This is a genomic window from Microbaculum marinum (assembly GCF_037855135.1).
Lineage (GTDB): Bacteria > Pseudomonadota > Alphaproteobacteria > Rhizobiales > Tepidamorphaceae > Microbaculum > Microbaculum marinum.
In genome coordinates this window covers 430,668-446,054 of record NZ_JAZHOF010000002.1, presented here as the reverse complement: position 1 = coordinate 446,054, position 15,387 = coordinate 430,668, and the positions used below count along the sequence as shown (strand labels likewise).

At 69.0% G+C, this 15,387-nt stretch carries 12 protein-coding genes; 8 read left to right on the top strand and 4 right to left on the bottom strand.

All coding sequences use genetic code 11. The annotated features are described in order from the left end of the window. Positions 1–1,357: 1,357 nt before the first annotated feature. The 4 genes from V3328_RS05645 to V3328_RS05630 are packed head-to-tail and all read left to right on the top strand — an operon-like array spanning position 1,358 to position 6,419. Positions 1,358–2,626 (top strand): imelysin family protein, encoded by a 1,269-nt coding sequence (locus tag V3328_RS05645; protein ID WP_340328640.1) that lies wholly within the window; start codon positions 1,358–1,360, stop codon positions 2,624–2,626. A gap of 50 nt (positions 2,627–2,676) precedes the next feature. Then, entirely contained in the window at positions 2,677–4,212 is a 1,536-nt protein-coding gene (locus V3328_RS05640) for a di-heme oxidoreductase family protein (protein ID WP_340328639.1), read from the top strand. A gap of 1 nt (position 4,213) precedes the next feature. Then, positions 4,214–5,308 (top strand): imelysin family protein, encoded by a 1,095-nt coding sequence (locus V3328_RS05635; protein WP_340328638.1) that lies wholly within the window; start codon positions 4,214–4,216, stop codon positions 5,306–5,308. A 16-nt stretch (positions 5,309–5,324) separates the two neighbouring features. Next, positions 5,325–6,419 (top strand): DUF1513 domain-containing protein, encoded by a 1,095-nt coding sequence (locus tag V3328_RS05630; RefSeq protein ID WP_340328637.1) that lies wholly within the window; start codon positions 5,325–5,327, stop codon positions 6,417–6,419. A gap of 9 nt (positions 6,420–6,428) precedes the next feature. Here the strand turns inward: V3328_RS05630 and V3328_RS05625 are convergent, their stop codons facing one another. The 3 genes from V3328_RS05625 to V3328_RS05620 all read right to left on the bottom strand — a co-directional run bounded on the left by V3328_RS05625 (position 6,429) and on the right by V3328_RS05620 (position 9,306). Continuing rightward, complete coding sequence (locus V3328_RS05625) at positions 6,429–7,004, bottom strand: L,D-transpeptidase (protein ID WP_340328884.1); 576 nt, start codon at positions 7,002–7,004, stop codon at positions 6,429–6,431. Positions 7,005–7,554: 550 nt separating this feature from the next. After that, positions 7,555–8,028, bottom strand: coding sequence for a PH domain-containing protein (locus V3328_RS26560; protein WP_378758999.1), 474 nt, complete (start codon positions 8,026–8,028; stop codon positions 7,555–7,557). A gap of 219 nt (positions 8,029–8,247) precedes the next feature. Continuing rightward, the gene (locus tag V3328_RS05620; RefSeq protein WP_340328636.1) at positions 8,248–9,306 is read right to left on the bottom strand and encodes a LysR family transcriptional regulator; all 1,059 of its coding nucleotides are present in this window, start codon (positions 9,304–9,306) and stop codon (positions 8,248–8,250) included. 143 nt (positions 9,307–9,449) lie between these two features. On the opposite strand from V3328_RS05620, the gene V3328_RS05615 reads away from it, so the two are divergent. From V3328_RS05615 to V3328_RS05600, 4 genes are all read left to right on the top strand, one after another. After that, the gene (locus V3328_RS05615; protein WP_340328635.1) at positions 9,450–10,013 is read left to right on the top strand and encodes a hypothetical protein; all 564 of its coding nucleotides are present in this window, start codon (positions 9,450–9,452) and stop codon (positions 10,011–10,013) included. Between the two features lie 64 nt (positions 10,014–10,077). Next, positions 10,078–10,716, top strand: a complete 639-nt coding sequence (locus V3328_RS05610) for a GNAT family N-acetyltransferase (RefSeq protein ID WP_340328634.1) — start codon at positions 10,078–10,080, stop codon at positions 10,714–10,716. Positions 10,717–10,729: 13 nt separating this feature from the next. Then, complete coding sequence (locus V3328_RS05605) at positions 10,730–11,323, top strand: cysteine hydrolase family protein (RefSeq protein WP_340328633.1); 594 nt, start codon at positions 10,730–10,732, stop codon at positions 11,321–11,323. A 340-nt stretch (positions 11,324–11,663) separates the two neighbouring features. Next, positions 11,664–12,635: a GlxA family transcriptional regulator gene (locus tag V3328_RS05600; protein WP_340328632.1), complete on the top strand. Its 972-nt coding sequence runs from the start codon at positions 11,664–11,666 to the stop codon at positions 12,633–12,635. Between the two features lie 62 nt (positions 12,636–12,697). On the opposite strand, the gene V3328_RS05595 is transcribed toward V3328_RS05600, so the two are convergent. Next, positions 12,698–15,205 carry an SH3 domain-containing protein gene (locus tag V3328_RS05595; RefSeq protein WP_340328631.1) on the bottom strand — a complete coding sequence of 836 codons (2,508 nt, stop codon included), beginning with the start codon at positions 15,203–15,205 and terminating at the stop codon, positions 12,698–12,700. Positions 15,206–15,387: the final 182 nt, after the last annotated feature.

The window sequence follows — 15,387 nt, the reverse complement described above, 5'->3', positions numbered from 1 at the left end:
AGCCGCCGCCTTCCTCCCCCGTACCCCGCACCCTCTACGTCATCCCGGAAACGGCGCAGCCGTTATCCGGGATCGCCAGGAGCCGCAGCGGCTGCGGTCTGGGGCGATCCCGGCTCTCCGCTGCGCTCCGGCCGGGATGACGCGCGTGGGCTGGTACGACTGGTGGCATCGTCGGAGCGCAATGGACCGGCAGGAAGCCACAAACCTCCGCCTCTGCCCGCCCGGAACGGCCCGGCCACACCCTTCCCCCGCTCGTCCCCGCGGAAGCGGGGACCCAGTGCAACGACCCGGCGAAGCCGCCGCTATTCTCCGGCCCAACGCCACACCCTCTCCCTCGTCATCCCGGAAACGGCGCAGCCGTTATCCGGGATCGCCAGGAGCCGCAGCGGCTGCGATCTGGTGCGATCCCGGCTCTCCGCTGCGCTCCGGCCGGGATGACGTAAGTGGGCTGGGGCGACTGGGGGTTTCGTCGTCGGGGATCTCCGAGAGCCAGCCGCCCCCTCCCCGCTCGTCCCCGCAGAAGCGGGGACCCAGCACAACGACCGGCGCAGCCGCCGCCTTCCTCCCCCCTACCCCGCACCCTCTACGTCATCCCGGAAACGGCGCAGCCGTTATCCGGGATCGGAGAGCCGGGGCGCCTCCTGTGGCTCGCCGATCCCGGCTCTCCGCTGCGCTCCGGCCGGGATGACGCGGGTGGGCTGGTGCGACTGGTGGCATCCTCGGAGCGCAAAAGACCGGCAGGAAGCGGCGAACCTGAACGCTTGCGCCTGCTCGGAAAGGTCCCACTGCACCCTCCCCTCCGCTCGTCCCCGCGGAAGCGGGGACCCAGCGCAAGGCCGGCGAAGCCGCCGCGTTCCTCCCGCCACACCCTCTCCCTCGTCATCCCGGAAACGGCGCAGCCGTTATCCGGGATCGCCAGGAGCCGCAGCGGCTGCGGTCTGGTGCGATCCCGGCTCTTCGCTGCGCTCCGGCCGGGATGACGCGGGTGGGCTGGTGCACCCGGTGGGATCTTCGTCGCGGATTCCCGAGAGCCGGCCGCCCCTCCTCCCCCGCTCACCCCAGCACGCGCGCGGGGATCCAGCGCAACGGTCCGACGCCGCCGACCGGCTTCGCGCTCGCGATCGAGCGGGGGCGGGGATGTGACCGCTCGAGCCCCGGACCCGAGCCCCGCGCAGCCGGTTGGCGCCATCCGTCGCACCCGGCTTCGTTGACATCGGGACGTGTCTGCGCTTTGTTCCACGCGGAAACATGACTTTTAGAGTCTGGAATTATTCCAACTCGTCCAGGGGTTTACGGGGCGAGCTGGTTCGGCTCGCAGACATCGAATCTCACGACGAAGGGACCTGGGGACACCGACATGCGACACACGATACTGACGCTGGCGACGGGCGGGCTGCTCGCCCTGTCGAGCGCGTCCGCCAATGCCGCCGACGCGAAGGCGGTGCTCGAGAACTACGCCGACATCGCGCTTGCCGGCTACGAGGATTCGCTGCAGACGGCCAGGACGCTGGAAGCCGCCATCGACAAGCTGGTCGCCGATCCGAGCGAGGCGACGCTGAAGGCCGCCCGCGAGGCATGGCTCGCCGCCCGCGTCCCCTATCAGCAGACCGAGGCGTTCCGGTTCGGCAACGCCATCGTCGACGACTGGGAAGGCAAGGTGAACGCCTGGCCGCTCGACGAAGGCCTGATCGACTACGTCGATCCGTCGTACGGCACCGAGTCCGACACCAACGGCTACTACACCGCCAACATCGTCGCCAATCCGGTGGTGAAGGTCGGCGGCCAGGAAGTCGATGCCAAGACCATTTCGGCGGACTTCCTCTCGGATACGCTGCAGGAGATCGGCGGCGTCGAGGCCAATGTCGCGACCGGCTACCACGCCATCGAGTTCCTGCTCTGGGGCCAGGACCTGAACGGTACCGGGGCGGGCGCCGGCAACCGGCCCCACACCGATTTCGACCCGGCCAACTGCACCGGCGGCAACTGCGAGCGCCGCGCCCAGTACCTCACCGCCGCTGTCGACCTGCTGGTCCGCGACCTGGACGACATGGTCGGCGAATGGGGCAAGGACGGCGAGGCCCGCGGCAACCTCATCGGCGGCGAGCCCGATGTCGGCCTGATAGCCATCCTGACCGGGCTCGGCAGCCTGTCCTACGGCGAACTGGCCGGCGAGCGCATGAAGCTCGGCCTGCTGCTGCACGATCCCGAGGAGGAGCATGACTGCTTCTCCGACAACACCCACAACTCCCACTACTACGACCAGCTCGGCATCGTGAACGTCTACACGGGCTCCTACACCCGGGTCGACGGCTCCAGGGTCGAGGGCGCGAGCCTGTCCGATCTCGTCAAGGCGAAGTCGCCCGAGCTCGACGAGGAACTGCGCGCCAAGCTGCAGAAGACGCTCGACGCGATGGACGAGATCCGCAAGCGGGCCGCCGACGGCGAGGCCTACGACCAGCAGATCGGCGAAGGCAACGAGGCGGGCAACGCGGCGGTGCAGTTCGCCATCGACGGCCTGGTCGACCAGACCCGCTCGATCGAACGCGTCGTCTCCGAACTCGGCCTTCAGGGAGTGACGATCGAGGGCTCCGACAGCCTCGACAATCCCGATGCGGTGTTCCAGTAGGACCGGATGACGGGGCCGGCGCGAGCCGGTCCCGATAGGGAGCCTTCGAAATGCACGTTCGGCGGGGTCTGGCAGCGGCGGTGGCGGTCATCGCCTTGTCGGGCCCTGTCGCCGTCGCCGTCGCCGCCGCAACCGGTGTCCTGGAGTGGCGCGACGATCTGTCGCCGCACGACCGCGGCCGCGTCGCAGCGGTGACCGCGCCGGCGACGGGCTTCTCGGCGCCGGAGCCCTTCGAGCTCAAGCCGGCCGGCGCCGCCACCGTCGACAAGATCGTCAATCGCGACATCTTCTCCCATCCCTCGGGCAACCTGTCCTTCGAGCAGCGCGAGAGCTTCTTCCTCGGCAACGGCCTGTTCCGCAAGGACTGGGTGTCGTCGCCGTCCTCGACGCAGGCCTCCGACGGCCTCGGCCCGCTGTTCAACGCCCGCTCCTGCCAGGGCTGCCACCTCAAGGACGGCCGCGGCCATCCCCCGCGCAACGCCGAGGACGACGCCGTCTCGATGCTGATCCGCCTGTCGGTGCCGCCGTCGAGCGACGCGGAACGCAACCAGCTCCTCGAGCGCAGCCTCGCCGTTCTGGCGGAGCCGACCTACGGCACGCAGCTGCAGGATTTCGCCGTCCCCGGCCTGCCCGCCGAGGGCAAGGTGAGCGTCACCTACGAGGAGATCCCGGTCGCGCTGAACGGCGGCGAGACGGTGAGCCTGCGCAGGCCGACCTTCGCGATCACCGACCTCGGCTTCGGCCCGATGCGCGAGGACACGCTGATCTCGCCGCGCATCGCCCAGCCGATGATCGGCCTCGGGCTGCTGGAGGCGGTGGCCGAAGCCGACATCCTCGCCAGGTCCGATCCCGACGACGCCGATGGCGACGGGATATCCGGCCGCCCGAACCTCGTGCGCGACGTCGAGACCGGCGAGATCATCCCCGGCCGCTTCGGCTGGAAGGCGATCCAGCCGACCATCCGCGCCCAGACCGCGCATGCCTTCGCCGGCGACATGGGACTGTCGACGCCGGTCCTGCCTGTCCATTCGGGCGACTGCACCGACGCCCAGGCCGACTGCCTCGCCATGCCGGACGGCGCGCAGCCGGCGCTCGGCCCCGAGGAGGTTCCCGAGGACCTGCTCGATCTCGTCGTCTTCTATTCCGCCAATCTCGGCGTCCCGGAGCGGCGCGACGTCGACGACCCGCAGGTGCTGGCCGGCAAGGAGCAGTTCTACGCCGCCGGCTGCCCGGCCTGCCACACGCCGAAATACGTCACGCGCCGCGACGCCGAACGCGAGGCGCACCGCTTCCAGCTGATCTGGCCCTATACCGACATGCTGTTGCACGACATGGGCGAGGGCCTCGCCGACCACCGGCCGGAGGGCGATGCCGACGGCAGCGAATGGCGCACCCAGCCGCTCTGGGGGATAGGCCTGACCGGCACCGTCAACGAGGAGGCGACCTTCCTGCACGACGGCCGGGCCCGGACGATCCTCGAGGCGATCCTCTGGCACGGCGGCGAGGCGCAGGCGGCCCGCGACAGGGTCGTGGCGATGCAGCCCGCCGAGCGGGCAAACCTCATCCGGTTCCTGGAGTCCCTGTAGGATGCGAACGCTCATCGCGGCACTTGGGCCAGTACTTGGCTCGGCACTTGCGATCCTGCTGGCCTCGACGCTTGCCCATGCCGGCGCGCCGAAGGATATCGGCGCAAACCTGGTCGACGGCTACATCCGGCCGGCGACGACGCAGTTCTCCGGCGACGCGGCGGCGATGACCCGGTCGCTGGAGAGCTTCTGCGGCGCGCCCGACGCGGCCGGCGAGGCTGAGGTCCACGCCCGCTTCGACGCCCTCGTCCGCGACTGGTTCGCCGTCATGATCCTGCGCTTCGGACCGCTGGTCGAGGACAACCGGTTCGAGCGGATCTTCTTCTGGCCAGACCCGCGCGGCGTCACGCTGCGCCAGGTGCAGGGCCTGCTTGCCGGCGATGATCCCGCAGCCGTCGACGCGGCGCGGCTCGCCGAAAAGAGCGTCGCCGTCCAGGGGCTGCCGGCCCTCGAATACGCGCTCTACGGCACCGGATCAGACGGTCTCCTCACGGACTCCGACCAGGGCCGCTACCGGTGCGCCTATGCGCTGGCCGTCAGCCGGCGGATCGCCGCGACTGCCGGCGGCCTGGCGGACGCCTGGGCGCCCGGCAGCGCCTACGCCCGCGACTTCTCGATGCCCGGACCGGACAACGACGTCTACCGCGACGACGGGGAAGTCACGGCGGAGGCGATCAAGGCGATGGCGACCGGCCTCGTCTTCGTCGCCGATGCCGTCGTGACGCCGTTCCTCGGCGACGACCCCGCGAAGGCGAACTACAAGCGCGCGCCGTTCTGGCGCAGCGGGCAGGCGCTTCCCGCGATCGCAACCACGCTGACCGCCGTGCGGGACTTCTATTCGGCGGCCGGGTTCGCCGGCTCCCTCGACCAATCCGACCAGTGGATCGACGGCAGTCTCCGGTTCGAGATCCGCAGCGCCCTTGCCGCGCTCGACAGCGTCGACGTGCCGCTCGAACAGGCCGTTGCGCCGGGTCCGGCCCGGGACGCGCTGACCTATGTCGTCATTGCGATGAAGAGCATCCACACCACGATAGAGACGGTGCTTGCCCAGGCGGCCGGCGTCGCGGTCGGATTCAATGCGCTCGACGGCGATTGATCGACGGACGTTCCTGGTGTTGCTGGCGGCAGCCGGCGTCGCCCCGAAGGCGCTGGCGGCGGCGCCCGAGCCGGACCTCGTGCGCTACCTGACCGCCCGCAAGCGCGATGCGCGGTTCGAGGTCGCAGTCCTCGACGAGGCGGGCCGCGACCTGCTGGTCGTGCCGCTGGAGGCTCGCGGCCATTCCTTCGCGATCGCCGGCGACGGGCGCCGGGCGATCGCGTTTGCCAGGCAGCCCGGCCGGTTCGCGGTCGCCTTCGACACGACCGGCGCCGAGGCGCCGACCGCCTTCGCCTCGCAGCCCGACCGCCACTTCTTCGGCCACGGCGCGTTTGCCGACGGCGACCGGCTGCTGTTTGCCACCGAGAACGACTATGACGGCGCCCGCGGCGTCGCAGGCGTCTACGACGTCGCCGCCGGCATGCGCCGGATCGGCGAGTTCGCGACCGGCGGCCTCGACCCGCACGAGGCCGTGCTGATGCCGGACGGCAGGACGCTGTGCATCGCCAATGGCGGCGTCCTGACCCATCCCGACTACGGCAAGCTGGAGCTCAACCTCGACACGATGGCCCCGTCGCTGTCCTATGTCGACGTGACGACCGGCGACATCGTCGAGCAGGTCTCCGTCGACCCGTCCCTGCACCAGCTCGCCTTCCACCACCTGGCGGTGGACGCCTACGGCGCGGTCTGGTTCGGCGGCCAGTATCACGGCCCCAGGGGCGACCGGCCGCCGGTGGTCGGCCGGCACAGGCGCGGCCGCGAGCCGGAGCTGTTTTCCGGCTCCGACGACGTCCTGCGCGACCTTGGGAACTATATCGGATCGGTTGCCGTCGATTCCTCCGGCACCACGGTCGCCACCTCGAGCCCGGTCGGCGGCAACGTCGCCTACTGGGACGCGGCGACCGGCCGCTGCCTCGGCACCACGGCGCTGCGCGACGTCTGCGGCGTGGCCGCCGGCTCGGCCGAGCCGTTCCGCCTCACCAGCGGCTACGGCGAGATGCAGGAATCCGGTCCCGGCATGCCGACGGACGTGCTGATCGACGCGCCGGACGAGCCGACCGCCTGGGACAACCACCTCCGGCGGCTGCCCACCGAACCGGCCTCGGGCTGAGGCTGCGGCTCAGACCTTGACGACGACCGGGGTGCCGACCGGCGTGCGGTCGTAGAGGTGCTCGACGTCGGCATTCAGCATCCGGATGCAGCCGCTCGACATCGCCTGGCCGATCGAAGACGGCTGGTTGGTGCCGTGCAGCCGGTACAGCGTGTCGCGGCCGCCACGATAGAGATAGAGCGCGCGCGCACCCAGCGGATTGTCGGGGCCGCCCGGCATTCCGGCGGCGTACTTCTTCAGTTCCGGCTGGCGCTTGATCATGTTCGGGGGCGGTGTCCAGGTCGGCCACTGCGCCTTGCGGCCGACGGTCGCCCGGCCCGACCACGAGAACCCGGCCCGTCCGACCCCGACGCCGTAGCGCGTCGCCATGCCGCCCTCCTCGACGACGTAGAGAAAGCGCTCGGAGGTGTCGACGATGATCGTGCCAGGCTTTTCGCGGGTTTCGTAGCGCACCCGCTGACGGCGGTACTGCGGCGCCACCTCGCCGCTGACCGGCGCGTAGGCCGTCCAGCTTTCCATCGTCTGCGAGGTGCAGCCGGCAAGTGCAACAGACAAGCCGCCGACGACGAACGTACGGCGGCTCAGCAATATATTTCCGTCAGTATCCTCGGAACTGTCAAACCGCATATGAAGCCCCTTGCTCCCGTGTCTCAAAATGACACTGATTCGCCCCGATCTTTACCACGAATCGGCAAGATGCGTATCGATCCCTCAGCACTATGTGGCGATAGTGCGATCAAAGATCCTTGACCGGCCAGATGGCGTCGCAGACGGCTCCGCCGGGTCCTCAACCCGGGTCCCGGCGCAGCGGCCGGGACGTATCCCGTGCCGGGGCTCGGCTTCGCCATACGGAAAGCTTACGCCCCGGACCCGATCCGGGGCCCAGCACGGCGGCTGCGGCATCCGGCGGGTCGGGAGACCGGGCGCCGGGCGCCCGGAAACGGCGGCTGCGCCGGGTTCTTGCGCTGGATCCCGGCGCGAGGGCCGGACGTAGTCTGTGCCGGGGGCGGGAACTTTGCCATACGGGAGGATTACGCCCCGGACTTGATCCGGGGCCCAGCGCGGCGGCTGCGGCATCCGGCAGGCCCGAATAGCGGGCGCCGGCACGCCCTGATGCGGCGACTGCGCCGTGTCCTCACGCCGGATCCCGACGCAGGGGGCCGGGATGCGAGACTGTTTTTGGAGGCAGGACTTTGCCACACGGGAAGCGTACGCCCCGGACGTGATCCGGGGCCCAGCACGGCGGCTGCGGCATCCGGCGGGTCGGAGACCGGGCGCCGAGCGCCCGGAAACGGCGGCTGCGCCGGGTTCTTGCGCTGGATCCCGGCGCGAGGGCCGGGACGTAGTCTGTGCCGGGGGCGGGAACTTTGCCATACGGAAAGCTTACGCCCCGGACTTGGTCCCAGGCCCAGCGCGACGGCTGCGGCATCCGGCGAGTCCGGAGACCGGGCACCGGCGAACTCCCGATGCGGCGACTGCGCCGTGTCCTCACGCCGCATCCCAGCACCGGGGAGCCGGGATGCAAGGCTGTGTTTGGAGGCAGGACTTTGCCACACGGGAAGCGTACGCCCCGGACGTGATCCGGGGCCCAGCGCGGCGGCTGCGGCATACGGCGGGTCCGGAGAGCGGGCGCCGGCACATCCGCAGGCGACTTCGCCGCATCCTCACGCCGGGTCCCGGCGCGGAGCCGGGACGTAGTCTGTGCCGGGGGCGGGAACTTTGCCACCCGGGAAGAGTACGCCCCGGACTTGATCCGGGGCCCAGCCGGGCGCCTGCCGCGTATCGCGCTTCCGTCGAGACGGGCGACCGCGCGCCCGCGATACGGCCCTCAGCGGCCGCCGGCGGCGCGGACCTTCTCCGGCAGGTCGGCGACGAGCGGCGTCGCCGCCGCGAAGCCCTTGCCGATATTGACCTTGGAATCGGCAGGCAGGTTGTCGACGAACTCCGAGGGATGAATGAATTCGTCGCGGAACCAGGGGAACCTCTCGGGGTCGAAGATCCGCTTGATCCAGTCGATCACGAGCGTGTTGCGCTGCGTGCGCCTGATGTCGGGATGGAAGGTCATCCAGACGTCCATCGAGTGCCGGATGCCGATGTCGACGGGAACGATCGGCGCGCCCAGCGCCGCGGCGTAGGTGGGCAGCGCCCCGATGCCCGCCCCCTTCTCGATCGCGTAGAGCAGCGCCGAACTGAGATTGGTGCGCAGCGACACGATCCCCTCGACGTCCTGCAGCTTCAGCAGCCGCGCCCAGGCACCGGTGTCGAGCTGCGGCGCCGCCTGGTCGACGAGGCGGTGGCGCTTCATTTCCTCCACCGACTTGGGCAGGCCGTAGATCTCGGCATAGCTCTTGGCGGCGAACGGATAGATGTGCAGCCGCCCGAGCTTGGTGACGATGAGATCCGGCGAGGTCGGCCGGTCGAACTGCACCGCCAGATCGGCTTCCATGCGCAGCACGTCGGCGCTCTCCATGCCGCAGCGCATGTCGATGATCAGGAACGGGAACTGCCTCTGGAACTCGACCAGCCGCGGCATCACCCAGTAGGTGCCGATGCCTTCGGTGACGGAGACCCGCACGGTGCCGCGCGTCGTCGTGTCCTGCTTCTCGACGCGGCGGAACACCGCGTTGATCGCCAGTTCCATGCGGTGCGCGTGATCGACGATCGAGCGCCCCTCCTCGGTCGGCACGACGCCGTCCGGCGTCCGGGCGAAGAGCGGGCTGCCGAGCGCATGCTCGAGCCGGTCGATGCGCCGCACCACGGTGGACGAACTGACCCGAAGCTCGGCAGCCGCGCGTCGGAAGCTGCCGGCCTGCACGCAGGACAGGAAAATCCGGATATCGTCCCACGAGACGTTCCGAAGCTGCTTCTCCGAGACCCGGCGCTCCATTTACGCATCACCCCTTTGCAACAATTGCTGCACAGTATAGCCGACTTTGCCCCCTATGATAAAGCATTACGCCTGAAGCGGAGTGTTTTTTGATGCCTGCCAGTCAACCCGTTCTGCGGATCGTCCGAGGGGATGCTGCAAATTTGCAGCGCCGCGAATTCGACCATCTCGGCCGCATCCACCGGTCCGGAACGAACGTCCGTCGGGTGCAGAGGGCCGAGATCGGCAGCCTGCTGGCCTTCGCAGGCCGCGAGATCCCGGTCCTGTCATCGGCGGAGAAGGTTGTCGCCAAGGTGATCAACCGGAACGCGGACAGCATCTGGGTGTTCGAGCGGGGCGACAGCGCCGTCGGCATCTACGCGATGCTGCATCTGTCGAGGGACGGGCTTGAGGCCCTGCTGCTGGGCGAACTCAACGCGGGCGATCCCGATCCCTGCACGCTGGTGCCGACCGGCGGCACGCCTGCGGCGATCTACAAATGGGCCGTCGTCGCGCCGGGCCCGGCGATTGCCGGCGTCTGCGCCATGAGCCGGCTGCTTCAGGCCGATACCTTCGCATCGGCCAACCTGTACGCGCGGCCGACCACCCCGCAGGCCCGGCCGCTGATGGCGCATCTGGGCTTCCATGACGTTCGTTCGGGATGTCCCGGCCTGCAGCGCTACGTGCGTATCGCCAATCGCAGCGGCGGACTGGTCGGCGACCGGTAGCGGCGTTGGCCCGGGCGAACCGATGTACAGGGTGAACGAGCGCAGTGACAGGGAGAACCAGACGATGACCACCCCGATTTACGCCACCTACGGCAGGACCGAATCCCGGAGTGCGCCCGGCAAGTCCAGGCCGTACAGCATACAGGTTGCCCGGACCCTCAACGACATGATGAAGGTGGTCGCCATCCGCTCGGCGGTGTTCCTGAGCGAGCAGACCTGCCCCTATCCCGAGGAATTCGACGGCAACGATTTCTGCGCCACCCACCTGATCGGCTACGTCGACAACGAGCCGGCCGCCTGCCTGCGGGTGCGGTTCTTCGCCTCCTTCGCCAAGATCGAACGGCTCGCCGTGCGCCACGAGCACCGCAATTCGCGCCTCTCCTTCGATATCGTCTGGGCGGGAATCGAGCTGTGCCGGAAGAAGGGCTACACGACCATCTACGGCCATGCGCAGGACCGCCTGGTCAAGTTCTGGAGCCGGTTCGGCGCCAAGCCGATGGGCGGCAACCGCAAGCTGGTGTTCTCCGACTACTCCTATACCGAGATGCTGCTCGAGGTCGAACCGCACCCCGATCCGCTGACGCTGGACAGCGATCCCTACGAACTGATCCGTCCGGAAGGCGAGTGGGACGAGCCCGGCGTGCTCGAGAACTCGATGGCCCGGCCCGTCACGTCGCCCCTCGGCGACCGGAAAGCTGCCTGAACGGAGGATACGAATGACTGTGATCCAGTTTCCGCGCCACACGGAGGACCTTGGAACACCGCTGTTCGTGTTCCTCGACCTGCAGCAGGAATACATCAGCGACGGCCGCGCCTATGCGCTTTCGGGCCGCGACCCCTGGTGGTCGAACTCGCTGCGGCTGCTCGATTTCGCACGCGACCGCGGCCTCCCGGTCGCCCATTTCCGGCAGCTGCGGCGCGAGCCGTTCTTCAACCGGGCGACGCCCTTTGCGGAGTGGATCGAGGAGTTCCGGCCGCGGCCGCACGAGATGGTCTTCGAGCGCTCGCATCCCTCCTGCTATTCGAACGATTCCTTCAGCACCTTGCTCGACAGCCTGTCGAGCCCATTTTTCCTGCTGGCCGGCCTGACCTGTGAAAGCAACTGTCTCTCGACCATCTTTGATGCGCATCACCGTGGTCATAAGACAACATTGGTTTCGGATGCCTCGGCCAGTAAGGCATTGGGAGACCACGATGAAAGGGAGGTCCACGAAATTGTCGCGGAGATCGCTGGACTCTTTTGCGACGTGACGTCAACCTCGCAGATCGTCTCCCGCTACACCGGGAGAAAACCGAGCCTGGCCGGATAGGGTGCCGCCAGGCCTAACTGGTCCGGCATCGGTGAGGGGCCCGCTAACGCCTTTGCGGGCTCCGGCGGACCTCGTCCGATGCCGGACATTTTTTCCGGCTTGCCGCCTCATGCGGCGGGCTCGGTTTTCTTCCGGTGGCACCGGCGACCGTCCGGGGCCAGTCCTGCCCTGCGAGTGAACCGCCCTGCGCGTCCCGTGAGGCCGACGGCTCGAGGCGCCTGAGACATCAGGGCGTCCGTCTCGGCGTCCTGCCGGCCCGGGCGCTTGACAGCGAAGCCGTGTCTCTGTTGCCTCTGCGCGACCCGCTTCTCGTCCAAGGCCGCTTCCTGCGTCGCGCCAGATGAACGACACGCCCTGCAAGGTCTGCTTCCTGCTGATCCCCGGTTTCGCGCTGATGTCCTACGCGAGCGCGGTCGAGCCGTTGCGGGCGGCCAACCGCCTGGCCGGACGCACGCTCTACCGATGGAGCCACGCGACCCTCGACGGTCGTCCGGCGCAGTCCTCCAACGGGGTGACCATCGCCCCCGACGTCGCCGTCGGCGCCGACCAGGGCATCGACTGGCTCTTTGTCGTCGCCGCCGCCGAGGGCGCCGGCGTCGACAGCGGCCGCGCCATGGCCTGGTTGCGGCACCTGGCGCTGCGCGGCGTGCGGCTCGGCGGCGTGTCGGGCGGACCGTTCCTGCTCGCCCGCGCCGGCGTCCTCGCCGGCTATCGCTGCACCGTCCACTGGGACCATCACGCCGCCTTCGTGGAACGGTTCCCCGATCTCGACGTCACCCGCTCGCTGTTCGAGATCGATCGCGGCCGCTTCACCTGCGCCGGCGGCATCGCCGGCCTCGACCTCATGCACGCGCTGATCGCCGAGGCGCACGGCCGGGCGCTCGCCTCCGAGGTCAGCGACTGGTTCCTGTCGACGCAGGTGCGCGCCGGCTCGCGGCCGCAGCGCCTCGAGATCGCCGCCCGCTACGGGATCGGCGACGCCAAGCTGATCGCCGTGCTCGGCCGCATGGAGGAAGCCATCGAGGAGCCGGTCCGCCGCGAGGAACTTGCCGCCGTCGCCGGCGTCTCGGTGCGGCAGCTCGAGCGCCTGTTCCGCTCCAAGCTCGGCTGCACGATCAAGGAGCAGTACCTGCGGCTGCGGCTCGACCGGGCGCGGGCGCTACTCACCGAGACCTCGCTGTCGGTATCGGAGGTCGCGATCGCCTGCGGCTTCGTCAGCGCCAGTCATTTCGCCGACGCCTTCCGGCGTCGCTACGGCACGTCGCCGACACAGGCCCGGCGCACCGGGGTCCCGGAGCTGGCACGTCCATAGCACAGCCCTGGCACGGTTACGGCACGCTGATGGCACCGTCCTGGCAGCCTCCTGACACGTAGCTACCGACGAAAGCCGCCGCCGCGCGAGAACCCGCCGCCGCCCCGTGAAGGTGCCCGGACCTGCGGTGCCGCCGGCCGGCTGCCCATGCGCTGGCCCTGCATCATCTGGTTGCCGAGCTGCCGGCCGAACTGATCGGCCCGAATGTTCGAAGGCACGTTGCGGGCCTGCGGGACCTGGATGTTGGGATGCGACGAAATGTTTGGCCGCGCTTGGAAATTCGGCGTCTGCGGCAGATTCGGACGGGTCGCCGGCCGGGTGGCCTGCGGCACCGTACGGGCCGGCGTCGCCGGCGGCTTGACGGCCCCCCAGCCGTTGCCGGTGCGCTGCTGCCATTGGCCGTTCTGGTTGCGGTAGACGGTGCCGTCACGGCCTGCGAACACGTTGTCGCCCGGCCGGCGCCCGGCCGAGTATCCTGCCCCCGCGGTTCCGACGCCGGTGCGCCAGCGGGCGGCGCTGGCGCTGGTCAGACCGGTCCCCCGCGACCGCGCCCAGGCGGCTCCGCCGGTGACCCCCGTGACGCCCCTGGCTCCCCAGGAGCCATAGATGTTGTGGCCTCCGGCGGCGAACCCGCCAGACCCGGTACGCGGATTGTAGGCCGCCACGAACCCGCGGCTGCCCAGCGGACCGTAGGATCCGCCGGCACGGACATAGGTACCGGTGCGCGGGTTGTAGTAGCTTGCCCGCCCGATGCCGCGATACGGCCCGTACGCGTAGCCGTACCGCCCGTAGACGCCCCGAACCGGGTTGTAGTAGGCGCCGATGCCGTAGGTGACAGGCCGCGGATAGTAGATCGGGTAGCGGGCGGCGCCGTACCAGCCCCAGTAGGGCGGGTAGTACCAGCCGGTGCCGTAGACGAGGTTGTCCCAGGCCAGATAGGCGCCGAGATAGCCCATCGTGTACCCGAACCAGACGGCGCCGGGTTCGGTGTCGTACACCCGCACGTAGGTGACGTTGTAGACGGGCGAGGACGGCGGTATCTCGTAGATCGCCTCCGGCACCGACGTCGCCACGCTGAACGGGCCGTTCGGCGTGTCGCCCACGAACCAGACGCCGTCCTGCAGCAGGTAGTATTTGGTCCCGACCTGGATCACCTGGCTCTGGGTATTGTCGGCATAGGCGAGTTCGGTCCCCTCGATCGGCTTGAACTCCGGGTCGCCGGAGTACTCCACCGATCCGGTGATCGTGCCGTCCGTCTCGACGCGCGCGGTCTGCGGGACCATGGCCTTGAGGCGCGCCTCGTCGCTTTCCGACGTACCGGGAACGGACGCCCGCACCGTGTAATAGGGGGTATCGTCGGGGATCTTGCGGAAGTCGTCGGGAAGGTTCGTCGTGGCAAAGGTCCAGGGGCCATCAAGCGAGGTGGCGCTGAACCAGCGGCCCGAAAACAGGGCGTACCAGGTCTTCGAGGCCGTGTAGAAGAACAGGTCGGTCTCCGTGTTCGAGACCCATTCAAGCGCGGTCCCCGGCACCGTTTCGAGCTTCGGTTCGCCGTCCAGCAGGATCAGTTCGGCCGGCTTGTCCGAATACACCACCTTCGGCGCCCTGCCGTCCGCGAAGGGCGTCGGCGGCATGGCCTCGCGGGCATCCTTCCAGCTGTCGTCGTCGGGCAGCTTCGACAACACCTCCGGCAAGCTCGTCGCCTGCTGCCAGTCGCCGCTCAGCGACTTGCCGGTCAGCCACGACGTCTCGTCACGAAGATAGTAGTCGCCCGATGACGTCACCTTGAAGAGGTCCCAGTTTGTGTTGACGACGAAGGTCAGCCCGTCGACAGCCTCTATCGGCGCCTCGACGGCCTCCCCTTCGGTCTGCACCAGGATGGCCGGTGACTCCGACACGAAAATCGGCGGCGGATCCGACTTCAGGCCCTCGACGTCGCCAAGCTGTTCGTAAGCGGCCAGACTCGCCGTCAGGCGCTGCATCGACAGCGTGATCGGGTCCGTCGGCAGCAGTTTCCCGACCTCGAGCGACAGATCGCCGAGCTGGTCGCGGCCGAGAACCGAAAAATTGAGCTCGGTCACCGTGATGTCGCTGATAACGACGTCATTGTTCTCGTGATCGGCCTGCGTCTTGCCTTTCAGGCCGATGACGCCGAACACGGCGTCGGCATCCTTGCCCGGCTTGTATTCGGCCGCGACGAGGGCGGATAGGTCCGTGAAATTGTCCCAGGCCGTGACCTGCGGCTGATGCAGGACGATCGTCGCGCCGCCGTCGGTGGTGAAGGCGCGCGGCCAGGCAGTCGGATCCTCGTCGATCGTCAGGTACTGCCCGCTGACGAAGCCGTTGCGGTCGCCCTGGCTGACGGCGCACCACGCACCGGATTCATCGCAATCGCCGACCTCGACCGGGGTTCCGGAGGCCAAGGTTCCCATGCTGGCGTAACTCGTGCCGGGGCCGGTGCGGAAATTGACGTTCGCGGTGGTGACGCCGGGAGCCGCGCGGGCCGGGACAACGAGGGACGGCGCGGCCAGGAGAATCGCCACGATCGCCACGGAAATGCCTTGCCGCATCCTATTCCTCCTCGCTGCTCGCACCTGGCCGGCGGCCGCCATACCGTAACGTCCGCCGGGCGGGATGTTCTGACGGCCGGACCGCAAGTGCAAGTTTTGATGTCCGGAATGACTCCCGGCGTATCGAATGATGCGAATTCGCGGCGAAGGCCTATATGTGTGAAGCCTGCCCGCCTTTTCCG

What these genes read in the sequence shown, in the direction of transcription:
- V3328_RS26560 (WP_378758999.1), bottom strand. Translation starts at nt 8,028, where the DNA reads ATGCCGCAGCCGCCGCGCTGGGCCCCGGATCACGTCCGGGGCGTACGC.
- V3328_RS05635 (WP_340328638.1), top strand. Translation starts at nt 4,214, where the DNA reads ATGCGAACGCTCATCGCGGCACTTGGGCCAGTACTTGGCTCGGCACTT.
- V3328_RS05595 (WP_340328631.1), bottom strand. Translation starts at nt 15,205, where the DNA reads ATGCGGCAAGGCATTTCCGTGGCGATCGTGGCGATTCTCCTGGCCGCG.
- V3328_RS05605 (WP_340328633.1), top strand. Translation starts at nt 10,730, where the DNA reads ATGACTGTGATCCAGTTTCCGCGCCACACGGAGGACCTTGGAACACCG.
- V3328_RS05640 (WP_340328639.1), top strand. Translation starts at nt 2,677, where the DNA reads ATGCACGTTCGGCGGGGTCTGGCAGCGGCGGTGGCGGTCATCGCCTTG.
- V3328_RS05645 (WP_340328640.1), top strand. Translation starts at nt 1,358, where the DNA reads ATGCGACACACGATACTGACGCTGGCGACGGGCGGGCTGCTCGCCCTG.
- V3328_RS05620 (WP_340328636.1), bottom strand. Translation starts at nt 9,306, where the DNA reads ATGGAGCGCCGGGTCTCGGAGAAGCAGCTTCGGAACGTCTCGTGGGAC.
- V3328_RS05600 (WP_340328632.1), top strand. Translation starts at nt 11,664, where the DNA reads ATGAACGACACGCCCTGCAAGGTCTGCTTCCTGCTGATCCCCGGTTTC.
- V3328_RS05610 (WP_340328634.1), top strand. Translation starts at nt 10,078, where the DNA reads ATGACCACCCCGATTTACGCCACCTACGGCAGGACCGAATCCCGGAGT.